The organism is Acidimicrobiales bacterium (assembly GCA_036273495.1).
GTDB lineage: Bacteria > Actinomycetota > Acidimicrobiia > Acidimicrobiales > JAJPHE01 > DASSEU01.
Genome location: DASUHN010000080.1, coordinates 1 through 22,523 on the forward strand (window position 1 = coordinate 1; position 22,523 = coordinate 22,523).

A 22,523-nucleotide genomic window follows, 5' to 3' on the forward strand; every position below is an offset into this window, starting at 1 on the left:
GCCCGGGCCGCCACGACAGCCACCGCGGTCGGGTCGGGGGTGGGAGGGGGCGTGGGGTCGGTCACCTGTGGGTCATTGGCCGGCGCTGTCCCTCATCCGCCCCTCCAGAGTACAGGCCTCGCTGGCGGATCACGCGTATGACGGGCGGGGGCACGAGGTAGTCGAGGGGGCGCCCGTCGGCCACCCGGGTGCGCAGGTCGGTGCTCGAGATGTCCAGCTCCGGCACCTCGACCTCCTCGGTCCGCCACCCGGCCGGGGTGACCGGGCTGCTGCCCGGGCGCTTGACCACCACCAGGACCGAGAGCGCCTTGACCTCCTCGATCCGCTCCCAGCTCTCCAGCTGGGGGGCCACGTCCGAGCCCACGACCAGGTACAGCCGGGCCTCGGGGCGCTGGTCGTGGAGCTGGGCCAGGGTGTCGGCGCTGTAGGACGGGCCGCCCCGATCCAGCTCGAGCGTGCTCGCCTCCAGCCCGGGCACCCCGGCCACCGCCGCCTCGACCATGGCCAGGCGGTCCTCCGGGGGGCTGATGGCGCGCATCCGCGCCTTCTGCCAGGGGACGTTGGCGACCACGAGCAGCAGCCGCTCCAGATCGAGGCTGTGGCGCACGTTGACGGCGGCGGCCAGGTGGCCGATGTGCACGGGGTCGAAGGTGCCCCCGAACACCCCGATCCGGGGCGGGGTCAGGGCCCCGTCACCTCCCGGTCATGCGTTGCACCACCGGGGCAAAGGCCTCCATCTCGCCCTCGTGCACCACCCAGTAGGTGAAGCCCCAGCGCTGCCGGCGCTCCTCCAGCGTCTGGCAGATCTGGTCGACGGTGCCGACCAGGGCTATCGGGACGTCGGCGGCATCCTCCGGTGACAGCCCGAACATCGGCGCCAGGTTGCCCAGGGCCTCGTCCCGGTCCGTCCCGACCTGCACGACGAACGTGAGGCACTGCAGCTCGATGTCGTCGATCCGCGCCCCCGCCGCCTTGCGGACCCAGGACACCTTCTCGTCGAAGCGGGGCCCCACCACGTCGGCCGCCACCTCGGGCCCGATGGCGCCGGCCCGCAGGTTGGGGTTGACGCCGACGATGTCGGCCTCCCGGGCCGCCAGGGCCAGCACGCGCGGGCTCCCGCCGCCGATGATCAGGGGCGGTCCGGCCGGCCGGTGGGGCCGGGGCAGCCCGTGGGCGTCCTGCAGGTGGTAGTGCGTCCCGTCGTGGCTGCACTTCCCGTCGGCCCACAGCGCCTTGAGGATGCTGACGGCCTCGGCCAGCCGGTCGACGCGCACGCCCGGCGGGTCGTAGGGGATGCCGGACTCGTTGTAGTCGGTGAGCATCCACCCCGCCCCGATGCCCAGCTCCAGGCGGCCCTCCGACAGCAGGTCCAGGGTGGCGGCCTCCTTGGCCATGACCACGGGGTGGCGGTAGTCGTTGTCGAGCACGAGCGTGCCCACCCGCAGGCTGGTCGTGGCCTCCGCCGCCACCGTCAGGGCCACCAACGGGCCCAGCTGGTCCCCGAGGTGGTCGGGGATCAACAGCGACGAGTAGCCGAGCGACTCGATCTTCCGGGCCAGCGCCCGCCAGCCGGTGCCCTCGGGAGCGGTGCTGACCTGGACGGCAAAACGGAACCTCTGCACCCGGGGACTCTAACTACCCTGGTCGTCGTGAGTGCCCGTGAGTGAGTGGACCCCGGACGGCTGGAAGGCGTTCCCGGCCGACCAGCAGCCCGACTGGCCGGACACCGACGACCTCGAGGCGGTGCTCAAGACCCTGGGCGGCCTGCCCCCCCTGGTCTTCGCCGGGGAGGCCCGCCGGCTGACCACCCGCCTGGGCGAGGCCGCCGCCGGGCGGGCCTTCGTGCTGCAGGCCGGGGACTGCGCCGAGTCGTTCGCCGAGTTCTCCGCCGACGCCATCCGGGACAAGCTCAAGGTGATCCTGCAGATGGCGGTGATCCTCACCTACGGGGCCGGGGTGCCGGTCGTGAAGCTGGGGCGGATCGCCGGCCAGTTCGGCAAGCCCCGCTCCTCCCCGACCGAGTTGGTCGGGGACCTCGAGCTGCCCTCGTTCCGGGGCCACATGGTCAACGACGACGCCCCCGTGCCGGAGCTGCGGGTGCCGGACCCCGACCGGCTGGTGGCCGCCTACCACCAGTCGGCCGCCACCCTCAACCTGGTGCGGGCGTTCACCACGGGGGGCTTTGCCGATCTGTCCCAGGTCCACGCCTGGAACCAGGAGTTCGTGGTGTCGTCGACGGCGGGGCGGCGCTACGAGGCCATCGCCCGGGAGATCGACCGGGCCCTGCGGTTCATGCGGGCGTGCGGGATCGAGCTGGAGGCCGAGGCCACCCTCCACCAGGTCGACTTCTGGACCAGCCACGACGCCCTCGTCCTGCCCTACGAGGAGGCGCTCACCCGGCGGGACTCGCTGTCGGGGGACTGGTACGACTGCTCCGCCCACCTGCTGTGGATCGGGGAGCGCACCCGGCGCCTCGAGGGCGCCCACGTCGAGTTCTTCCGCGGCGTGCACAACCCCCTCGGGATCAAGCTGGGCCCGGAGGTCGAGCCCGACCAGGTGGTGGCGCTGTGCGCCGCCCTCGACCCCGACCGGGTGCCCGGGCGGCTCACCCTCATCACGAGGATGGGGGCCGGGCTCGTCACCGACCGCCTCCCCCCGCTCCTGCGGGCCGTTGCCGAGGCCGGCCACCCGGTGCTGTGGGTGTGCGACCCGATGCACGGCAACACCTTCACCAGCGAGGGCGGCCGCAAGACCCGCCACTTCGAGCAGGTCCTGGCGGAGATCCAGGGCTTCTTCGACGTCCACCGGGCCGAGGGCACGTGGCCCGGTGGGGTCCACCTCGAGCTCACCGGGGACCACGTCACCGAGTGCCTGGGCGGGGCCGAGGAGGTCATGGAGGACGACCTGCCCCTGCGCTACACCACGACGTGCGACCCCCGCCTCAACGCCCGCCAGTCCGTGGACCTGGCCTTCCGCGTCGCCGAGATGCTCCGCTCGTAGCACCCGGGTGCCCGCCGCCGTGATCAGGCGAGGTGTTCCACAAACGCCTCGAGTTGCTTGAGGTTGCGGCACTCGAAGACCCCGTCGCAGTGTGAGGCGTACTCGCTGACGATCGAGTCCCCGGTGTCCCAGTAGGAGCGGGGCTCGGGGTTGAGCCAGTAGACGTGGCGGGCCTTCTTGCGCAGCTCCTTCACCACCCACGCCTGTGACGCGTGGTAGTTGTTGCGGGCGTCGCCCAGGAGCAGCACGCTGGTCTTGGGGTTCATCTCCTTGCCCCAGCGGTCCCAGAACACCTCGAAGGCGTGCCCGTAGTCGGAGTGGCCGTCGACCCAGATCACGTCGGCCTCGGTGTTCACCTTGTGGATGGCCTCGGTGATGTCCTCGATGCCCTCGAAGTAGCGGGTCACCTCGTCGATGCCGTCCACGAACACGAAGCTGCGCACGCGCGAGAACTGCGAGCTGATGGCGTGCACCAGGTGCAGGGTGAACCGGGCGAAGGCCGCCACCGAACCCGAGATGTCCGCCACCACCACGATCTCGGGCTTGGCCGGCCGGGGATACTTGAACTTGGGCTCGGCTGGCACGCCTCCGTAGGACAGCGAGTGGCGCACGGTGTTGCGGAAGTCCAGCGGCCCCTTGCGCCCGTGGCGCCGCTTGCGGGCCAGCCGCACCGCCAGCTTGCGGGTCAGGGGCTGGATCGCCTTGCGCAGCTGACCCAGCTCCTCCCGCGTGGCGTGCATGAAGTCCACGTTCTCCGGCAGGGGCTTGCGCAGGGTCTTGGCCATGGCCTCGGCGCCGCGGTCGGCCACCAGGCGCCGGCGGATCTCCGCCTCCACCTCCTTGCGCAGCTGGTCGATGCGGATCTCGTACTCGTCGCGCGTCAGGCGCTCCTCGAGCGGGGTGAGCCCGCCGTCGGCCTCCTCCTGCGCCGCCTCCATCAACCGGGCCATCAGGCCCTCGAGGTCGAGGTTCCGCAGGGTGCGGTACAGGTAGTAGGTGCCCCCGACCGGGCGCCCCGGCTCCATCCCGGCGTAGCGCGTGACCGCCTCCCGGGAGATGGCGCGCATCATCGCCTGGTCGTCGCGCATCATGGCCTTGAAGAGGATCTCGGCCAGCTCCTCCTGCGTCAGGCCCTCCATGGCCCCGCCGCCGGGCCGCTGCTCCCCGCCCATCCGGGCCTGGGCCTGGTCGGCGGCGGCGTCGGCCTGGGCGTCGGGGTCCTCGATGCTCCACTGCGGGCCCCGCAGCGAGAAGTAGACGTCGAAGACGGTCTCGAAGGTGCGCCAGTGGGCGTTGCTCTTGACGAGGGTGGCCGCCAGCGCGTACTTGAAGGCGTCGCGGTCCTCGATGGGGATGTGCTGCACCGCCTCCATGGCGTCGAGGTTCTCGGTGAGCGACACCGGCAGGCCGGCGGAGCGGAGCTCCCCGATGAAGCCGGTCAGGACGTCGAGCAACGGCCGGGCCGGCTCAGGCGGTCTGGGCCACGGACAGCTCTTTGGCCGCCTTGACGATGTCGCTCTGGTACTTGAGCAGGATGTGGAGGGTCGCGGTGGCCTCCTCCGTCCCGATGGAGTTGATCCCCAGCAGCACGAGGGTGCGGGCCCAGTCGATGGTCTCCGACACCGACGGATGCTTCTTGAGCTCCAGGGCGCGCAGCGAGCGCACGATGCGCACGATCTGGTCGGCCAGCTGCTCCTCGACCTCCGGGACGCGGGTGAGGACGATCTCCTTCTCCCGCTGCAGGTCGGGGTAGTCGAGGTGGAGGTACAAGCAGCGCCGCTTGAGGGCCTCGGACAGCTCCCGGGTGTTGTTCGACGTGAGGAAGACCAGCGGGATCTGGGCCGCCGTCACCGTGCCGAGCTCCGGGATCGACACCTGGTAGTCGGAGAGGATCTCGAGGAGGAGGGCCTCGGTCTCCACCTCGACCCGGTCGACCTCGTCGATCAGCAGGACCACCGGCTCTTCGGCCCGGATGGCCTCGAGCAGCGGGCGGGTGAGGAGGAAGTCCTCGCTGAAGATGTCGTCCTCGATGCCCGACCACGTCTTGTCGGACTGCGCCGCCGCCTCCTCCGTGACCCGCTGGGCCTGGATGCGCAGGAGCTGCTTCTTGTAGTTCCACTCGTAGAGGGCCTTGGACTCGTCGAGGCCCTCGTAGCACTGGAGGCGGATGAGACGGGAGCCGGTCATGCTGGCCACGCTCTTGGCCAGCTCGGTCTTGCCCGTCCCGGCCGGGCCCTCGATCAGCACCGGCTTGCCCAGCCGGTCGGCGAGGTACACGACCCCGGCGATGCCGTCGTCGGCCAGGTAGTCGACGCTGCGCAGGCCCTCGCGGACATCGCGTACCCCCGGGAACCGTGGGGTCCCTACGGTTGCGGTCTGGCTCACTCGCGTACCTGCCCTTCTCCGTTCACGACGTATTTGACAGTGGTCAACTCGCGTAGCCCCATCGGGCCGCGAGCGTGCAGCTTCTGGGTGCTGATTCCGATCTCGGCGCCGAACCCGAACTCCTCGCCGTCGGTGAACCGGGTGGACGCGTTCACCACGACGACGGCGGCGTCGACCTCGCGGGTGAAGCGCTCGGCGGCTGCCAGCTCCGACGTCACGATGGCCTCGGTGTGCCCGGAGCCGTGGCGGCGGATGTGGTCCACGGCGTCGTCGATCCCGTCCACGACCGCCACGCTCATCTTGAGGGCCAGGAACTCGGCCGAGAAGTCCTCGTCGGAGGCGGCGGTCATGGCCGGCACGAGGCGGCACGCCCGGTCGTCGCCGACCAGCTCCACCCCTTCCAGGGCGGCCGCCACCTCGGGCAGGAAGCGGTCGGCCACCGCCACGTCCACCAGCAGCGACTCGGCGGCGTTGCACACCCCCGGGCGCTGGGTCTTGGCGTTGACGACGATGGCCCGGGCCATGGCGAGGTCGGCCGAGGCGTGGACGTACACATGGCAGTTGCCGTCCCCGTCGATCACGTAGGGCACGGTGGCGTGCTCGAGGACGCTGGCGATGAGCGACGGGCCGCCCCGCGGCACCAGGCAGTCGACCAGGCCGCGCAGGCGCATGAACTCCACCGCCGCCTCCCGGCTGGTGTCCTCGACGAGGATCACGGCGTCCTCGGGCAGGCCCGCCTTGGCCGCCCCCTCCCGCAGCCGGGCGGTGATGGCCCGGTTCGACTCCAGCGCCCCCGACGAGCCCCGGAGGAAGGCGGCGTTGCCCGCCTTGAGGCACAGCCCGGCCGCGTCGCTCGTGACGTTGGGGCGGTTCTCGTAGATCACCGCCACCACCCCGAGGGGGACGCGCACCCGCTGGATGCGCAGCCCGTTGGGCCGGACCCAGCCGTCGAGCACCTCCCCGACCGGGTCGGCCAGGGTCGCCACCTTGCGCAGCCCGTCGGCCATGGACTGGACCCGGCGGTCGTCGAGGCGCAGACGGTCGACGGCGGCGCCGTCCAGGCCGGCGGCGGTGGCGGCCGCCACGTCGGCGGCGTTGGCCTCGAGGATCTCCCCGGTGCCGTTCACCAGCAGCTCGGCGGCGGCGGTGAGGGCGGCATCCCTGGCGCCGGAGCTGGCCGTGGCCACGTGGCGGGAGGCCGCCTGGGCCCTCCGGCCCAGCTCGACCATCTGAACCGCGGCGCCCACCCGCCGAGGTTACCCACAATCTTGACCGAGCGGTCTAGTTCGCGACCGCCCCGCCGGCGCTGTGACCTCGGACACCCCGGACGCACCCGGGCCCCTGCCCGCCTACGATTCGTGCCATGTTCAAGCTCCTGCGGCGGTCGTGGCGCTACCTGACCGCGGCGCTCACCGGCAAGTTCAACGAGGTCGCCGATCCGAAGGTCCAGCTCGAGCAGGCGATCGCTGAGGCGCAGGAGCAGCACCGGCGCCTGACCGAGCAGGCCGCCAACGTCATCGCCAACCAGAAGCAGACCGAGCTCCGGCTCAACCGGGCCATGGAGGAGCTGGAGAAGGTGAACTCGTCGGCCCGCCAGGCGGTGCTGATGGCCGACGACGCCGCCAAGACCGGCGACGCCGCCAAGTCCGCCGAGTACACCCGGGCGGCCGAGGCCTTCGCCAACCGGCTGGTGGCAGTGGAGTCCGAGGTCCAGTCGTTGAAGACCCTCAGCCTGCAGTCGGCGCAGGCGGCCGACCAGGCCAAGCAGGCCGTGACCCAGAACTCGTCGGCCCTGCAGCAGAAGCTGACCGAGCGCCAGAAGCTGATGTCCCAGCTCGACCAGGCCAAGATGCAGGAGCAGGTCAACGCGGCCATGGACTCCCTCTCGGCCACCGTGGGCCAGGACACCCCGACCCTCGAGGAGGTCCGCCTCAAGATCGAGGCGCGCTACGCCAAGGCCCTCGGGCACGCCGAGCTGTCGGGCCAGACCGTCGAGGCCCGGATGCTCGAGGTCGAGAGTGCGAAGGCCAGCGCCGAGGCGTCGGCCCGCCTCGATCAGATCAAGGCCCAGCTGGGCATCGGGCCCGGGGCGGGCGGGGCCCCCGCTGCCCCCGCCCCCGCCCCCGCCGAGGCGGAGACGCCGGCCGACGCCAAGGGCTCCTGACCCGGCGCTGAGCCGCTAGCCGGCCCGGTCCACCAGCACCACCAGGTCGTCCCGGTGGACGACCTCGGGGGGACCGTCGGCGGGCAGGTCGGCGGTGCGCCGCCCGATCCGGCCGGCCAGGGCGGAGCTGCCGTGGCTCACCAGGCCCTTGGCGAACACCCGGCCGGTGGCGTCGGTGATCTCCACCGCCGCCTCGGCGTCGAACGACCCGTGCACCGCCGCCACCCCGGCGGGCAGCAGGGAGGTGCCCCGCTCCACCAGGGCCTGGCGGGCGCCGTCGTCGACCACGATCGTCCCGGCCGCCCCCACGGCAAAGGCGATCCACAGCTTCCGCGCCGGTAGCCGCCGGTCCCTCGGCCGCACGACCGTGCCCAGGCCCGCCTCCCCCGCCACCGCCGCGGGCAGCAGACCGGGCCGCCGGGCCGAGGCGATGATCGTGCGCACGCCCGACCAGGCCGCCATCCGGGCCGCGGCCAGCTTGGAGGCCATGCCCCCGCTCCCCCGCTCCGACCCCGCCCCGCCCGCCGCGGCCTCCAGCTGGTGGTCGACCTCGATGACCTCCTCGATGAGGGAGGCGGCGTCGTGGGTGCGGGGGTCGGCGGTGAACAGGCCGGCGGTGTCGGTCATCAGCACGAGCAGGTCGGCCCCGACCAGGTTGGCCACCAGCGCCGCCAGCCGGTCGTTGTCCCCGAAGCGGAGCTCGTCGTCGGCGACGGCGTCGTTCTCGTTGACCACCGGCACCACCCCCAGGTCGAGCAGGCGCAGGAGGGTCTGGCGGGCGTGCAGGTACTGCTGGCGGTGGACGAAGTCGAGCGGGGCCAGGAGCACCTGACCTCCGACGAGGTGGTGGGCGGCCAGCACGTCGTCGTACACGCGCATCAGCCGGCTCTGCCCGACCGCCGACACCGCCTGCAGGGTGGCGATGTCCGAGGGGCGGGCGCCGGACAGGCCCAGCGCCGGAAGCCCGGCCGCCACCGCCCCCGAGCTGACCACCACCACCCGGTGGCGCTGGCCCCGCAGCGCCGCCACCTCGGCGGCCAGCTTCTCGACCGCGGCCCGGTCGACCTCGCCGCCGGGATCGGTGATCGAGGACGTGCCGATCTTGGCGACGACGATCATCGGCTGGCCCGGCGGCGGGTCACTGGTCGGGCTGGTACTCGAAGGTGAAGGCGCCGACGGTGACCAGGTCCCCCTCCCGGGCGCCGGCCCGGGCCAGGGCCCGGTCCACTCCCAGCCGCCGCAGGCGGGCCTGCACGTACTCCAGGGCCTGGGGGTTGGTGAGGTCGTTGACCGCGACCGCCCGCTCCGCCGGGCGGCCCCGCACCACGAAGCCCTGTCCGGACCTCTCCACCGCCACCCCCTCGGGGGCGGGTCGGTGGACGACGGGCTCGGACGCCACCGGCTCCGCCGACCGGGCGGCGCGGACCAGGTCCATCGTCCGGCCGACCAGCTCGGCCAGGCCCGCCCCCGTCACCGCCGACAGCCTCGTCCCCGTGTAGGCGGCGGCGTCGGGGCGGTCGGCCTTCGACCCCACGACCAGCTGGGGTCGCTCGAGCAGCTCGGGGCGGTACCGGCCCAGCTCGGTCCGGAGCACCTCCTCCTGGCGCTCCGGGGGGGTGCCGTCCATCGGGGCCAGGTCGAGGAGGACCACGAGCACCCGGGCCCGCTCGACGTGGCGGAGGAAGCGGTGCCCGAGCCCCTTGCCCTCGCTGGCCCCTTCGATCAGCCCGGGAATGTCGGCCACGACCATCTCGGCGTCGTCGAGGCGAACCACCCCCAGATGGGGCTCCAGGGTCGTGAACGGGTAGTCGGCGATCTTGGGCTTGGCCGCCGAGATCCGCGAGATCAGCGTGCTCTTGCCGGCGTTGGGGAACCCCACCAGCGCCACGTCGGCCATGAGCTTGAGCTCGAGGTCCATCCAGCTCTCCTGGCCGACCTCGCCCTGCTCGGCGAAGTTCGGGGCCCGGCGCCGGTTGGACAGGAACCGGGCGTTGCCCCGCCCCCCCTGACCTCCCCGGGCGGCCAGCCACCGCTCCCCGGCGGTGACCAGGTCGGCCACCACCACCCCTTCGAGGTCCTTGACCACCGTCCCCTCCGGCACCGCCACCACGGCGTCGGCGCCCGACGCCCCGTGCCGGTTCTTGCCCTGGCCGTGGCCGCCGGACTTGGCCCGCCGGTGGGGGTGGTCGCGGAAGGACAGCAGGGACGCCATGTCGCGGTCGGCCACCAGCCACACGTCGCCGCCGTGGCCCCCGTCGCCGCCGTCGGGGCCGCCCCGGGACACGTGCGCCTCGCGGCGGAACGAGACCACGCCCGCCCCGCCGTCACCGGCTTTGACGTGGATCTGGGCCTCGTCGACGAATCCCGACACCGCGTGATGCTAGGGCCGGGACCCGCCGGGCCCCCGCCTCAATTCCAGGGCGCCGCCGCGGGGTCCTTCAGCAGCCGGCGGGCCACGACCATCCGGTGCACCTCGTCGGGGCCGTCGTAGATGCGGGCGTAGCGGGCCTCCCGGTACATCTTCTCGAGCGGGGTGTCGGCGGTGACCCCGAGGGCGCCGTGCACCTGGATGGCGCGGTCGATGACGTTGTGGAGCATCTGGGCGCCCCAGAACTTGATCAGGCTGATCTCGACGCGCGCCTCGCCACCCGCGTCCATGGCCATGGCGGCGTCGAGCGTCATCATCCGCGCCGCCTGGATCTCGGCCGCCGACTCGGCCACGTAGCGCTGGATCTCCCCCTTCTCGGCCAGCAGCGACCCGTGGGCGTGGCGGGTGTTGGCTCGGGCGCACATCAGCTCGAAGGCCCGCTGGGCCTGGCCCAGCCAGCGCATGCAGTGGAAGATCCGCCCCGGGCCCAGCCGCTTCTGGGCGATTACGAAGCCCTCGCCCCGGCGCCCGAGCAGGTTCTCGGCCGGCACCCGCACGTCGTGGTAGCGGACCTCGCAGTGCCCCCCGCCGGTGTGGCCCATGGTCGGCACCACCCGCACGATGTCGTAGCCGGGGGTGTCGGTCGGCACGATGATGGCGGAGAACCGGCCGTACTTGTTGTCCTCGTTCTCCTCTGTCCGGGCGAAGACCGTCGTGTACGCCGCCCGGTTGGCCCCCGACGTGAACCACTTGTGGCCGTTGACCACCCACTCCCCGCCGTCGAGGTACGCCGTCGTCTGCATGAGCGTCGGGTCGGAGCCCGCCACCTCGGGCTCGGTCAGTCCGACCGAGGGATAGATCTCCCCCTCGACCATCGGCTTGAGCCAGCGCTCCTTCTGGGCCTCGTTGCCGTAGAGGTGCAGCATGATCGAGTCCTGCATCGACACCGACCCGACGGCCACCTGGCCGACCTCGGAGCGGCCGATGATCTCGTTGAGGTACACGAACGACATGAACGGCAGGCCGCCGCCGCCGATCTCGGTGGGGTGGCCCAGCGCCCACAGGCCCTGCTTCTTGGCCGACGCCTTGAGGCCGGCCATGACCTCCCCGGAGCGACCCTCCTCCTCGAGCTCCCGCTCGGCGGGGATGACCTCCCCGTCGATGAACGCCCGCATCCGTTGGCGCAGGTCCCGCACCTCGTCGGTCATCCCGTAGCTGCCCATCCGAACCCCCTCCTCGTCCTGACGTCCTGCGCCGTCCTGGTCACAACTCCGGGCCGCCGGCCGCCTCCCGGCGGAGGGACCCCCCGCCCCCCCGAAAAACAATTCTGCCGGCCATACCTGAACTTTCTAGTACGGCGGGAAAAGCCCACGACTCGTGGGCCCGAGCGCACGGACAGGCGCCGAATTCGGAGGAATTGCTGCTCTGAGCGCTGGATCAGCACCGCAGAGCGCCGCTGACGGCTGCCGTATATGACGATTCATATACGGCACGAAAAAAGCGTTTCGCGGAGGTCTCCCCGCCGGGCTGATGACGCCGGGCGCGGTCAGTCGGCTGCGGACGCCGCAGACGCCGGGGAGCCCGACGCCGGGGAGGAGGGCGAAGCCGCCTCGCTCACCACGTCCACCAGCTTGCGGCCCTTGCGCGTCCCGAACTTGACCTTGCCGGGCGCGGTGGCGAAGAGGGTGTCGTCCCCGCCCCGGCCCACGTTGATCCCGGGATGGAACCGGGTGCCCCGCTGGCGCACGATGATGGCGCCGGCCAGCACCTCGGTGCCGTCGTACACCTTGACGCCCAGGCGCTGCGCGTTCGAGTCCCTGCCGTTGCGGGTCGAGCCGCCACCTTTGGTCTTGGACATCGGACTACCTCCCGGCCGGGCGGCTGATGCCCGTGATCTCGATCGTGGTGTAGCGCTGCCGGTGGCCCCAGCGCCGCCGGTTGTTGGTCTTGGGCTTGTAGGTGAAGCCGGTGATCTTGGGCCCCTTGGCCTCCCCGACCACCACGGCGGAGACCTGGGCCCCGTCCAGCCGGTCGGTGCCGGTCAGCACCTCGTCCCCGTCGACCACGAGCACCGGGGAGAAGCTCACCGTCTCCCCCGCGGCCGCGCCCAGGCGCTCGACGTCCACGCGCTGGCCCTCGGAGACCCTCTGCTGCTTCCCACCGGTGCGGATGACTGCGTACATAGAACCGTCGATGCTACCGGTCAGAGGAGGGTCTGGTCGAAGACGATGCCCCGGCCGTTGCAGGTGGGGCAGTTCTCGGAGAACGAGGCCAGGAGGCCGTCCCCGATCCGCTTGCGGGTCATCTCGACCAGGCCCAGCTCGGACATGTCGAAGACCTGGGTGCGGGTCTTGTCCCGGGCCAGGGCGGACCGGAACGACGTCATGACCGCCTCCCGGTTGGCCCGGACCTCCATGTCGATGAAGTCGATGACGATGATCCCGCCGATGTCCCGGAGCCGGAGCTGGCGGGCCACCTCGTCGGCGGCCTCCAGGTTGTTCCGGAAGACCGTCTCCTCCAGGCTCGAGGTGCCCACGTTCTTGCCGGTGTTGACGTCGATGACCGTCAGCGCCTCGGTCCGCTCGATGATCAGCGATCCGCCCGACGGCAGCCACACCTTGCGGTCGAGGGCCTTGTGGACCTGCTCGTGGACGTGATACCGCTCGAAGATCGGGAGGGGGTCCTCGGGCGGGTACAGCTCCACCCGGTCGGCCAGCTCGGGGCTGATCGAGTCCACGTAGCTCCGCACGTCCTCGTAGAGCTCCTGGTCGTCGATCACCACCCCCCGGTACTGGCGGCTGAACTCCTCGCGGATGATCCGCACGGCCACGCCCGGCTCCCGGTAGAGCAGGGCGGGGGCCCGGGTGCGGGAGGTCAGGGCGTCGATCTGCTGCCACTCGGAGAGCAGCCGGCCCACGTCCCGGCGCAGCTCGTCGGCGGTGGCGGCCTCGGCGGCGGTGCGCACGATCAGGCCGTGGCCCTCGGGGCGGACCTCGTCGAGGATCCGCCGCAGGCGGCGGCGCTCGTCGTCGGCCAGCCGCTTGGAGATGCCGTACGTGTCGCTGTTGGGGATCAGCACCACGAAGCGGCCGGGGATGGACACCTCCTGGGTGAGGCGGGCCCCCTTGGTGCCGATCGGGTTCTTGGTGACCTGGCACAGGATGGTCTGGCCGGGGCGGAGGAGCTCCTCGATCCGGGCCCGGCCCGAGCCCGAGGTCTCCTCCACCTCGTCCCGGTCGAAGCGGACGTCCCCCCGGTAGAGGACGGCGTTCTTGGGGGTCCCGATGTCGACGAAGGCCGCCTCCATGCCCGGGAGCACGTTCTGGACTCGGCCGACATAGATGTTGCCGTCGATCTCGAGGGCGTCGTCCTGGGGCCGGGACACGTAGTGCTCGATCAGCGAGCGCCCCTCCAGGACCGCCACCTGGGTGACCCCGGGGCGGACCTGGACGCACATCAGGTAGCGGCCGAGGGGGCGTCCCCTTCGGTCGTAGCCCCGCTCCGACCCGGCGTCGGCCCCCGCGGACGACGAGGCCTCGGCCGAGCCGGGTGACACGTCGACGGCGCCGCCACCGCCTCCCCCACCCGCAGGGCGGGACTCGGATCCGCGGCCCCGGCCGCCCCGACGGCGCCGGCGACGGCCACCGCCGCCCGCTCCGGCCTGGCCGTTGGACCCGGCGGACCCGGGTGGGGACCCGGCCCCGGACGAGGCGGTGGCCGAACCCGACGGTGCCGAGACCCGGCCTCCGACGACCGGCGCCGGCGCCACCCGGGGGCCGGCGGCCGGGGCGGGGCGGGAGTCCCCGATCTTGGGGCGGGGGGGAGGCTCGCCGGGGGGGCCGGCGGCGGCCCCGCCCCCGTTGGCGGACGACCCTGACGAACCGGACGAGCCGCTGCGGCTGCGGCCCCCCCGGGAGCCCCGGCGGCGCCGGCCGCGGGGCGGCCCGTTGCCCTCGGGGTCCCCGGGCTCAGCCTCCGGGCGGGATCCCGGCGGAGACGGGGTGGAGGCCGCCGGCGGGAAAGGCGGGCGTGCTTCCGGCGGGGTCGGGGTGGGGTTCCCGGACATCGGGTCCCCCGAGATCGGTTCCATTGAGAGTTGGGTCCCTTCTGATGTCGCACGCCCCCTGGCGTGCGGGCGCGTCCACGGCAGGCACTGGCTCGCACCAGGCGCCGTCGCGCACGATCCACTGATGGGTGCGGAGCACCCGGGCGGCGGCGGGGTCGGACCCCAGCGCCGTGATGAGCTCCGCGGGGCGCAGGCCCCGGGGTTGGCCGTCGAGCTGGGTCGCCAGCCGGCAGGTGAGGAGGGGGCCGTCGGCCCGAAGCTCGAGGACGGACGGCCGGATGTCGTCGGTCACCTCGTGGCCCTTGCGCTCCCGGGTGACCACGACCGACGGGGAGGCCAAGAAGCGCTGCACGGCCGGGCCGAGGGCGTCGGCCCCCGTCTCACCGACCTCGATCTGCCAGTCGCAGGCCACGACGGCATGCTGCAGAGAGGCGTCCCCCGGCTCCAGGGGGGCGGTTCCGCCCACGTCCATGCCCGACGGGAGGGCGGCCGCGAGGCGGGAGGGAGAGGGAGCAGCCTGGCCCTCGAGGTCGACGTCGAGGTACTCGGCCAGGGACTCGGCGCCCGTGGGCAGGGCCAGACCGAAGCTGACCCGGGGGCGGGGGGAGAAGCCGGCCGAGTAGGCGACCGGCACCTCGGCCCGGCGCAGGGCCCGCTCCCACACCCGGGCCACGTCCCGGTGGCTGATCCAGCGGAGCTTGCCCTGCTTGGAGAAGCGGATCCGGACCCTCACCCCCGGGCCCGCTCCAGCAGGCGGACGGGCACGACGTGGCCGGAGCTGAGGTCGACGCCGGTGCCCTGGCTGCCTCCCCCGGGGGGGACCGCCGAGGCCACGACGTGCTCGAGGCCGTATCCCGTGCACGCCCCACAGTCGTAGCAGGGCGTCCACCGGCAGTCGGGGACGCCCGCCGCGGCCAGGGCGTCCTGCCAGTCCTGCCACAGGAAGTCCCGGTGCAGGCCGGCGGAGATGTGGTCCCAGGGCAGGACCTCGTCCTCGTCGCGGTCCCGGTGGACGTACCAGTCGAGGGAGAGGCCGGCTCCGGCCATGGCGTCCTCCCAGAGCCGGAGGTCGAAGTGCTCGGACCACTCCTGGAAGGTGCCGCCGCGGCGCCAGACCTCCTCGATGACGGCCCCGACGCGGCGGTCCCCCCGGCTGGCCAGGCCCTCGGCCAGGCTGGCCCGGGGGTCGTGCCAGCGCAGGGTCACGCCCTTGTCCCGGCGGGTGGCGTCCCGGAGCAGGTTGACCTTGTGGGTGAGACCCGGGACCGTCTCCTGCCCGAACCACTGGAACGGCGTCTGGGGCTTGGGCACGAACCCGCCCACCGACGCCGTGACCGTCACCCGGCCGCCCTTGCCCTGGTTGGCGGCGCCCCGGCCCACCTGGACGCAGTTGCGGGCCAGCTCCCCGATGCCGAGCACGTCCTCGTCGGTCTCGGTCGGCAGGCCGATGAGGAAGTACAGCTTGACCCGCTGCCACCCCTGGGAGAAGGCCGACTCGACCGCCCCGTAGAGGTCCTCCTCCCGGATCAGCTTGTTGATCACCTGGCGCATCCGCCAGGTCCCCCCCTCGGGGGCGAAGGTCAGCCCCGTCCGCCTGACCTTCTGGATCTCGCTGGCGATCCCCACGGTGAAGGCGTCGACCCGCAGGCTGGGCAGGCTCACCGCCACCTGGCCCGAGCAGGTGGGGTCGTTGATCACCCCGCCCACCACGTCCTGGATGCCCGAGTAGTCCGCCGTCGACAGCGAGGTGAGGGCCACCTCGTCGTAGCCCGTGGCGGCCAGGCCGTCGCTGACCATCCGGCGGACCTGCTCGGCGGGGCGCTCCCGCACCGGCCGGGTGATCATCCCGGCCTGGCAGAACCGGCAACCCCGGGTGCAGCCCCGGAACACCTCCACGTTGAGGCGGTCGTGGACCACCTCGGTGAGGGGGACGAGCTGGTGCTTCGGGTAGGGCCACGCGCCCAGGTCGGCGATGGTCCGCTTCTCGACCCGCTCGGGCACGCCCGGGTGGCGGGGGGTGACCCCGACCAGCCGGGGCCCGTCGTAGGCCGCCTCGTAGAGGCTCGGCACGTAGACGCCGGGGACGGTGGCCAGCTCCCGGAGCACCCCCTCCCGGGACCCGGGGGTCTTGCCTCCTGCCTTCCAGTCCCGGAGGACGGCGGTGATCTCGCCGACCGCCTCCTCGCCGTCGCCGATCACGAAGGCGTCGACGAAGTCGGCCAGCGGCTCGGGGTTGAAGGTGCAGTGGCCCCCGGCCAGCACGAGGGGGTCGGAGTCCCGCCGGCGCTCGGCCCGCACCTCCAGGCCGGCCAGGTCGATGCAGTTGAGGACGTTGGTGTAGACGAGCTCGGCCGAGAGGTTGAAGGCCAGGACGTCGAACTCCCCCGCCGGTCGGTGGCCGTCGACCGAGAACAGGGGGACCCCGTCCCGCCGCATCAGGGCCTCCAGGTCGGGCCACGGCGCGTAGGTGCGCTCCGCCACCGCGTCGGGGCGCTCGTTCAGGATCTCGCCGAGGATCTGGAGGCCCTGGTTGGGCAGCCCGACCTCGTAGGCGTCGGGATAGGTGAGGAGCCAGGAGACCTTCCCCGGGCTCCAGGAGGCCACCCGGGCGCCACCCTCGCACCCGATGTAGCGGGCCGGCTTCTGCACCCTCGCGAGCAGTGGCTCGATCCGAGGCCACAGGCACGACATTGTCCGTCGAGTCTACGGGGCCGGGGGGGTGGGTCCCGCCGGGGTCGGGGTCGAGGCGGGGTTGGCCGGGGCCGTCACGGCTCCAACCGGGTGCTGGGCCAGATATTCCAGGATCTGGCGGGCGACCGGGGCGGACCCGCTGGAGCCGAACCCGGCCTGGTCGATGACCACCAGCACCTCGTACTGGGGGTTGTCGGCCGGGGCGAAGGCGGTGAACAGGGCGGTCGGCTCCCGGGTCGGGGTGGTGGCGGTGCCGGTCTTGCCCGCCACCATGAGCTGGTTGAAGGGGAACCCGAGGAAGGTGCCGTAGGCGGTGCCGAGCCGGTTGGTCACCACGCCCTCGAGGCCGGCCAGGATCGTCTGGCGGGTCACCGGGGGCAGGTTCACGTGGCTGATGGCCTGGGGCTTGAAGGTCCACACGACCTTCCCCGAGCGGTCGAGCACCTGGCCGCCGACGTGGGGCTCCCACACCGTGCCCCCGTTGGCGAAGGCGGCGTAGGCGTCGGCCAGCTGCAACGGGCTTATGACCGTGGCGCCCTGCCCGAAGGCCATCTCGACGTTGTCTCCGGCGAACCACTGGTAGTTGGGGAACGCGGTCGGATAGTGCTGGTGCAGGGAGAGCCGCTCCGAGGGGCTGTCGACCCGGCCCACCACCCCGCCGCCGAGCTCCCAGTGGGTGGGCTGGCCCAGCCCGTACTGCTTGGCGACGTCCTGGATGGCCTCGGGGCCGTAGCGGCTGCGCTGCTGGTAGAAGTCGTAGCCGAGGTTGTAGAAGAAAACGTCGTCGGACGCGGTCAGCGCCGTCTGCACGTTGAGGGAGCCGAGCGACTCGCTCTCGTTGTTGTGGAAGACGCAACCGCTGGTGCAGTTCGGGATCCGGAACGAGCCGGGGTCGTAGATGTACGTCGACGGGCTGATCAGCCCGTCGTTCAAGGCGGCGGTGGCGGTGACCAGCTTGAACGTCGATCCCGGCGTGTACAGACCGTCGACGGCCCGGTTGATGAGGGCGCTGGGGGACGCCGACAGCGCCTGGTACTGCTGGGCGCTGATGCCCCCGACCCAGACGCTCGGGTTGTAGTCGGGGTACGAGGACATGGCCAGGACCGCCCCGCTGCGGGGGTCGAGCACGATGACCGACCCGCTGGGGGCGGGGTAGTAGATGCCGGCCTGGGGGTCGTAGGTGTGGTGCAGCTTGTCGATCTCGGCCGCCAGGTCGGCGTCGACCTCCTTCTGCAGCGCCACGTCGATGGTGAGCTCGACGGCGTCACCGGCCTGGGGCCGCTGCTCCCCGAGGGAGCCCAGCACCCGGCCGTTGGCGTCGACCTCGAGCTTGGTCACCCCGGGCTGGCCCCGCAGCCACTTCTCGTAGGCCTTCTCGACCCCGGCCTGGCCCACCAGGTCCCCCTGCTGGTAGCCGGACCCCTTGAGCTTGGTCAGCTGCTGGGGGGAGATGGCCCCGACGTAGCCGAGGAGATGGGAGGCGGCGTTGCCCTGGGGGTAGTCCCGCTGGGAGAGCTCCTGGACCGCCACCCCGGGGAACTGGTCCTGGTGCTCCCGGATGTAGACCACCTTGGAGATGTCGACGTCGGTGGCGATCGGGACCGGCTCGTACGGGCTGTACCGGCAGTCCGAGAGGGTCTGGAGGATGGAGGCGGCGGTGACCCCGAGCGCCTTCGCCAGGCGGTCGATGACCGCCGGGTAGCGTATGGGGACGGCCTTGGTGCCGCACGAGGCGTTGGGGACCACCGAGCGGGCCACGGTCACCGCCACCACGGTCTGATTGTCGACGATCAGGTTGCCGGAGCGGTCGAGGATGGTCCCCCGGGGGGCCTGCACCGTGACCTGGCGCACCTGATTGGCGGTGGCTGCCGCCGCCAGCCGGCTGCTGTCGAGGACCTGTAGGTACCACAGCCGCACGAACATCGCCGCGAACAGGCAGCCGACCATCAGCCCGATCAGGCCCAGGCGGGCCCGCAGGTTGGCCGGTCTCAAGTTGGGGATGGGATCACCACCTGCTCCGACTCCTCGCGGGCGCCCCCTCGGTCCGGAACGCCCATCCCACCGCCGGGACGGCCAGCACGGCCAGGATCCCGTCGGTCCCGCCGACCACGCCGGCGATCGGGCCGAGGCGGTCGGTCAGCATCTGGCCCTGGCCGACTATCGCGCCGATGAGGGCGTAGAGGACTTCGCCCCCGGCGGTGGCCACCACGGCGGTGAGCACCGGCACCCACCACGCCGCGCGCAGCACTCCGCCCTGCAGCGTCGCCACCGCGTAGGCGACCAGGCAGAAGGTCAGCGCCGACAGCCCGAACGGGGTCTGCAGGAACAGGTCGTTGAGGAGTCCGGCGACGAACCCGACCGTGGCCGCCCGCGACGGGCCCGCCACCACCCCGGCCGAGACCGCCGTCAGCACCATCAGGTCGGGGTGGACCCCCGCCAGCTGGATCCGCGACGCCACCACCAGCTGGAGGCCCATGGCCACGAACAGGACCAGGACCAGCCGGGACCGGGCCATCGCATTCATGACGGCGCACTCATGACGGCGCCTTCATGCCGGTGCCCACCGGCCGGCTCACGACGGGGGCGGCTTCCACTGGAGCACGTCGACGAACTGCACCTGGGAAAGGTCCACGACCGGGCGCAGGGCCAGCTCCTCCTGCAGGGAGTCGGCGGGCTGGGCGGCCACGCTCACGGTCCCGACCGGGATGCCGGGCGGGTAGAGGCCGCCCTGCAGGCCGCTGGTGACCATCACGTCGGTCTTGTGGACGGGCTGGCCGGGCGGGACGTAGTCGACCCGCAGCGCCTTGCCCTGGCCCTGCCCGGAGGCGACGCCGACCACTCCGCCGTCGCGCACCCCGACGCTCGAGGTGGGGTCGGTCACGAGCAGCACCGTCGCCTGCCCGCTGGCGACCTGCACGACCCGCCCGAGCAGGCCGGCGCCGGAGACGACCGGCATGCCGACCGCCACGCCGGCGCCCCGGCCCCGGTTGAGCTGCAGGGTCAGCTGGAAGTTGCTGAAGTTGGTGTCGATCACCTGGGCCGTCACCTTGGGCAGGCCGCCGGCGAAGGGCAGCTTGTCCAGCGCCAGCAGCGCCTTGAGCTGGCGGGCCTGGTCCGTGCGCTCCAGGCTCTGGCGGCGCAGGCTGCCCACCTCCTGGCGCAGCTGGGCGTTGGCCGACTTCTCCGACCCGTAGTCGACCGCGCCCCGGAAGAAGTTGGCCACCGGGTCCCAGGCGTCGCGGAAGCCGGTCTCGACCGGCTTGAACACGTCCGACGCCCACGACTTGACCCGGTCGATGACGTGGTTGGCCCGCGTCCGGTAGCTGAGGGTGATGATCGTGCCCGCTGTGAGGATCAGCAGGAGCAGGACGAACCGGGAACGAGACGCGCGCCGTACGGCCACGGCGCGGCGGTCAGCGGCCGCTGGAGGAGATCAGAACCTGCTTGAGAGCTTCGAACTCCTCCAGGCACTGGCCACTGCCGATCGCCACGGAGTGCAGCGGGTTCTTGGCCACCACGATCGGCATACCGGTCTCGGCCGAGATGCGCGCGTCCAGCCCGTGCAGGAGCGATCCGCCGCCCGTGCACACGATCCCCTGCTCCATGATGTCGGCCGCCAGCTCCGGCGGGGTCTTGTCGAGGGTCACCTTCACCGCGTCGATGATGGCCGAGAGCGGCTCCTCCAGGGCCTGGCGGATCTCCTCGGTCGTCGTGACGATGGTCTTGGGCAGGCCGGTGATCAGGTCGCGGCCGCGGATCTCGGCGTGCAGCTCCTCCTCGAGGGGACACGCCGAGCCCAGGGCGATCTTGATCTCCTCCGAGGTCCGCTCCCCCAGCGCCAGGCTGTACTCCTTCTTGATGAACTGGATGATCGCCTCGTCCATCTCGTCCCCGCCGATGCGGATGGACTGGCTGGTGACGATGCCGCCGAGGGAGATGACCGCCACCTCGGTGGTCCCGCCGCCGATGTCGACGACCATGTTCCCGGTCGGCTCGTGCACGGGCAGCCCGGCGCCGATGGCCGCCGCCATGGGCTCCTCGATGATGTAGGCCGGCTTGCGGGCGCCGGCGTACTCGGCCGCCTCCTGCACGGCGCGCTGCTCCACACCGGTGATGCCCGACGGCACGCAGATGACCATGCGCGGCTTGGCGAAGCGGCGCTGGTGCACCTTGTGGATGAAGTAGCGGAGCATCTTCTCGCAGATCTCGAAGTCCGCGATCACCCCGTCCTTGAGCGGCCGGATGGCCTGGATGTGGGAGGGCGTGCGCCCGATCATCCGCTTGGCCTCGGATCCCACCGCCAGCGGGCGCCCGTCCCGCACGTTGACCGCCACGACGGACGGCTCGTTGAGGACGATCCCCCGGCCCCGCACGTAGACCAGGGTGTTGGCCGTTCCGAGGTCGACCGCCATGTCGCGGCCGAGGAGCGAGGACCAAAGATTGTCAGACACCCGGAACTCGCCTCCCGATCGGACCATGACGGGCAGCCCGAAAGGGTACACGGGCGATCCCCGGCGCGGCCACGCCCCCCGGGGGGCCGCCTACAGGCCCGGGAAGAAGATCCCGATCTCCCGGGCCGCCGACTCCGGCCCGTCCGAGCCGTGCACCAGGTTCTCGGTCATCACCGTGGCCAGATCACCACGGATCGTGCCCGGCGCGGCGTCCACGGGGTTGGTGGCGCCCATCAGGGTCCGGACCACCTTCCAGGTGTCGGGCGGGCCCTCGACGACCATCACCAGGGCCGGTGAGCGGGTGATGAAGGCCACCAGGTCCTCGTAGAAGGGCTTGCCGTGGTGCTCCTCGTAGTGGCGGCCCGCGACGGCGGAGTCGATCGTGCGCAGCTCGGCGGCCACCAGGCGCAGCCCCTTGCGCTCGAGGCGCCCGACGATCTCCCCGACCAGGCCCCGCTCGACGGCGTCGGGCTTGCAGATGACCAGCGTCCGGTTCACGGCCCCGGACCATAACGGCCGCCGGCGGGGTCAGTGGTGGGTCTCGAGGTCCCCGACGAGCGCGGCCCGCGCCGCCCCCACCACGTAGAGCGACCCCGTGACCAGGACGAGGTCGGCGGCCCCGGCCATCTCGACCCCCCGGCGCACGGCGTCGGCCACTCCCTCGACCGCCACCGCCTCCACCCCCATGGCCCGGGCCGACGCCGCCACCTGGTCGGGCGGGATGGCTCTGGGGCTGGGGGGACGGGTGGCGATGACGAGGCGGGGTCCCTTCGCCCCGTCGGCTCCGACTCCGATGGCCCCGACTCCGAGGGCATGGAGCATCTCCTCGGGGTCCCGGCCCTGGAGGAGCCCGACGACGAGGATCCGGGAGCCGACGCCGGAGAACTCCTCGTCCAGCGCCGCCCGGGCCGCCCGGGCCCCGGCCGGGTTGTGGGCCCCGTCGAGGATGAGCAGGGGCTGGCGGTCGACCACCTCGAGGCGGCCGGGGTTGGTCACCGCCGCGAAGGCCTCGGCCACCAGGGCGTCGGGGGCGGGGGCGCCGAAGAACGCCTCCACGGCGGCCAGGGCCACGGCGGCGTTGTCGGCCTGGTGGGAGCCGTGGAGCGGGAGGTAGACGTCGGGGTAGACGGCCCCGGGGGTGCGCAGGTCCACCACCCGGCCGCCGTGGGCCAGCCGGCCGTTGCTCCAGCCCAGGTCCCCGTCCCCTGAAGACTCGGAGCCCCGGCGCCACACCTCGCCGGCGCCGGCGTCGAGGAAGATCGGGACGAGGTCGGCGTCGGTCTCGCCGAGGACCAGGGTGGCCCCCGGCTTGACGATCCCCGCCTTCTCGGTGGCGATCTCCCGCCGGCTCGGCCCCAGGATCTCCTGGTGGTCGAGCTCGACGTTGGTCACGACCGC

General features: G+C 72.5%; 21 protein-coding genes. 2 read left to right on the plus strand and 19 right to left on the minus strand.

Going from position 1 to position 22,523, the window contains the following annotated elements; all coding sequences use genetic code 11:
• Positions 1-61: 61 nt before the first annotated feature.
• Both nadD and VFW24_03060 read right to left on the minus strand, forming a co-directional pair.
• Positions 62-664, minus strand: coding sequence for a nicotinate-nucleotide adenylyltransferase (gene nadD / locus VFW24_03055; protein ID HEX5265727.1), 603 nt, complete (start codon positions 662-664; stop codon positions 62-64).
• Between the two features lie 28 nt (positions 665-692).
• Positions 693-1,622 carry a TIGR03621 family F420-dependent LLM class oxidoreductase gene (locus VFW24_03060; GenBank protein ID HEX5265728.1) on the minus strand — a complete coding sequence of 310 codons (930 nt, stop codon included), beginning with the start codon at positions 1,620-1,622 and terminating at the stop codon, positions 693-695.
• Positions 1,623-1,653: 31 nt separating this feature from the next.
• On the opposite strand from VFW24_03060, the gene VFW24_03065 reads away from it, so the two are divergent.
• Positions 1,654-3,000, plus strand: a complete 1,347-nt coding sequence (locus tag VFW24_03065; protein ID HEX5265729.1) for a 3-deoxy-7-phosphoheptulonate synthase class II — start codon at positions 1,654-1,656, stop codon at positions 2,998-3,000.
• A gap of 23 nt (positions 3,001-3,023) precedes the next feature.
• Here the strand turns inward: VFW24_03065 and VFW24_03070 are convergent, their stop codons facing one another.
• The 3 genes from VFW24_03070 to VFW24_03080 are packed head-to-tail and all read right to left on the minus strand — an operon-like array spanning position 3,024 to position 6,632.
• Positions 3,024-4,454: a VWA domain-containing protein gene (locus tag VFW24_03070; GenBank protein ID HEX5265730.1), complete on the minus strand. Its 1,431-nt coding sequence runs from the start codon at positions 4,452-4,454 to the stop codon at positions 3,024-3,026.
• A 13-nt stretch (positions 4,455-4,467) separates the two neighbouring features.
• Positions 4,468-5,385 (minus strand): MoxR family ATPase, encoded by a 918-nt coding sequence (locus tag VFW24_03075; protein ID HEX5265731.1) that lies wholly within the window; start codon positions 5,383-5,385, stop codon positions 4,468-4,470.
• Positions 5,382-6,632 (minus strand): glutamate-5-semialdehyde dehydrogenase, encoded by a 1,251-nt coding sequence (locus tag VFW24_03080; protein ID HEX5265732.1) that lies wholly within the window; start codon positions 6,630-6,632, stop codon positions 5,382-5,384. Before VFW24_03080 ends, VFW24_03075 begins: the two co-directional genes overlap by 4 nt.
• A gap of 116 nt (positions 6,633-6,748) precedes the next feature.
• Here VFW24_03080 and VFW24_03085 point away from each other — a divergent pair, with 116 nt between their 5' ends.
• Positions 6,749-7,549, plus strand: coding sequence for a PspA/IM30 family protein (locus tag VFW24_03085; protein HEX5265733.1), 801 nt, complete (start codon positions 6,749-6,751; stop codon positions 7,547-7,549).
• Positions 7,550-7,564: 15 nt separating this feature from the next.
• On the opposite strand, the gene proB is transcribed toward VFW24_03085, so the two are convergent.
• The 14 genes from proB to VFW24_03155 form a co-directional block, all read right to left on the minus strand.
• Complete coding sequence (proB, locus tag VFW24_03090; GenBank protein HEX5265734.1) at positions 7,565-8,668, minus strand: glutamate 5-kinase; 1,104 nt, start codon at positions 8,666-8,668, stop codon at positions 7,565-7,567.
• A 19-nt stretch (positions 8,669-8,687) separates the two neighbouring features.
• Complete coding sequence (obgE, locus tag VFW24_03095) at positions 8,688-9,920, minus strand: GTPase ObgE (GenBank protein ID HEX5265735.1); 1,233 nt, start codon at positions 9,918-9,920, stop codon at positions 8,688-8,690.
• A gap of 38 nt (positions 9,921-9,958) precedes the next feature.
• On the minus strand, positions 9,959-11,140 hold the full coding sequence (locus VFW24_03100) for an acyl-CoA dehydrogenase family protein (protein ID HEX5265736.1): 1,182 nt from the start codon (positions 11,138-11,140) through the stop codon (positions 9,959-9,961).
• Between the two features lie 323 nt (positions 11,141-11,463).
• Positions 11,464-11,775, minus strand: coding sequence for a 50S ribosomal protein L27 (rpmA, locus tag VFW24_03105; protein HEX5265737.1), 312 nt, complete (start codon positions 11,773-11,775; stop codon positions 11,464-11,466).
• 4 nt (positions 11,776-11,779) lie between these two features.
• Positions 11,780-12,100 carry a 50S ribosomal protein L21 gene (gene rplU / locus VFW24_03110; protein HEX5265738.1) on the minus strand — a complete coding sequence of 107 codons (321 nt, stop codon included), beginning with the start codon at positions 12,098-12,100 and terminating at the stop codon, positions 11,780-11,782.
• A gap of 20 nt (positions 12,101-12,120) precedes the next feature.
• On the minus strand, positions 12,121-13,473 hold the full coding sequence (locus VFW24_03115; protein ID HEX5265739.1) for an Rne/Rng family ribonuclease: 1,353 nt from the start codon (positions 13,471-13,473) through the stop codon (positions 12,121-12,123).
• Between the two features lie 412 nt (positions 13,474-13,885).
• A complete protein-coding gene (locus VFW24_03120) occupies positions 13,886-14,716 on the minus strand; it encodes a TIGR03936 family radical SAM-associated protein (protein HEX5265740.1) in 831 nt (276 codons plus the stop codon).
• Positions 14,713-16,632, minus strand: coding sequence for a TIGR03960 family B12-binding radical SAM protein (locus tag VFW24_03125; protein ID HEX5265741.1), 1,920 nt, complete (start codon positions 16,630-16,632; stop codon positions 14,713-14,715). Before VFW24_03125 ends, VFW24_03120 begins: the two co-directional genes overlap by 4 nt.
• Before the next feature lie 54 nt (positions 16,633-16,686).
• Complete coding sequence (gene mrdA, locus VFW24_03130) at positions 16,687-18,666, minus strand: penicillin-binding protein 2 (GenBank protein ID HEX5265742.1); 1,980 nt, start codon at positions 18,664-18,666, stop codon at positions 16,687-16,689.
• 13 nt (positions 18,667-18,679) lie between these two features.
• Complete coding sequence (mreD, locus tag VFW24_03135; protein HEX5265743.1) at positions 18,680-19,198, minus strand: rod shape-determining protein MreD; 519 nt, start codon at positions 19,196-19,198, stop codon at positions 18,680-18,682.
• 48 nt (positions 19,199-19,246) lie between these two features.
• Entirely contained in the window at positions 19,247-20,077 is an 831-nt protein-coding gene (gene mreC, locus VFW24_03140; GenBank protein HEX5265744.1) for a rod shape-determining protein MreC, read from the minus strand.
• Positions 20,078-20,087: 10 nt separating this feature from the next.
• Positions 20,088-21,125 (minus strand): rod shape-determining protein, encoded by a 1,038-nt coding sequence (locus VFW24_03145; protein HEX5265745.1) that lies wholly within the window; start codon positions 21,123-21,125, stop codon positions 20,088-20,090.
• Between the two features lie 90 nt (positions 21,126-21,215).
• A complete protein-coding gene (ndk, locus tag VFW24_03150) occupies positions 21,216-21,623 on the minus strand; it encodes a nucleoside-diphosphate kinase (GenBank protein ID HEX5265746.1) in 408 nt (135 codons plus the stop codon).
• A 30-nt stretch (positions 21,624-21,653) separates the two neighbouring features.
• The coding region (locus tag VFW24_03155; GenBank protein ID HEX5265747.1) for a cyanophycin synthetase at positions 21,654-22,523 on the minus strand (870 nt) is incomplete at its 5' end.

What these genes read in the sequence shown, in the direction of transcription:
- proB (HEX5265734.1), bottom strand. Translation starts at nt 8,668, where the DNA reads ATGATCGTCGTCGCCAAGATCGGCACGTCCTCGATCACCGATCCCGGC.
- mreD (HEX5265743.1), bottom strand. Translation starts at nt 19,198, where the DNA reads ATGAATGCGATGGCCCGGTCCCGGCTGGTCCTGGTCCTGTTCGTGGCC.
- VFW24_03100 (HEX5265736.1), bottom strand. Translation starts at nt 11,140, where the DNA reads ATGGGCAGCTACGGGATGACCGACGAGGTGCGGGACCTGCGCCAACGG.
- rpmA (HEX5265737.1), bottom strand. Translation starts at nt 11,775, where the DNA reads ATGTCCAAGACCAAAGGTGGCGGCTCGACCCGCAACGGCAGGGACTCG.
- VFW24_03085 (HEX5265733.1), top strand. Translation starts at nt 6,749, where the DNA reads ATGTTCAAGCTCCTGCGGCGGTCGTGGCGCTACCTGACCGCGGCGCTC.
- rplU (HEX5265738.1), bottom strand. Translation starts at nt 12,100, where the DNA reads ATGTACGCAGTCATCCGCACCGGTGGGAAGCAGCAGAGGGTCTCCGAG.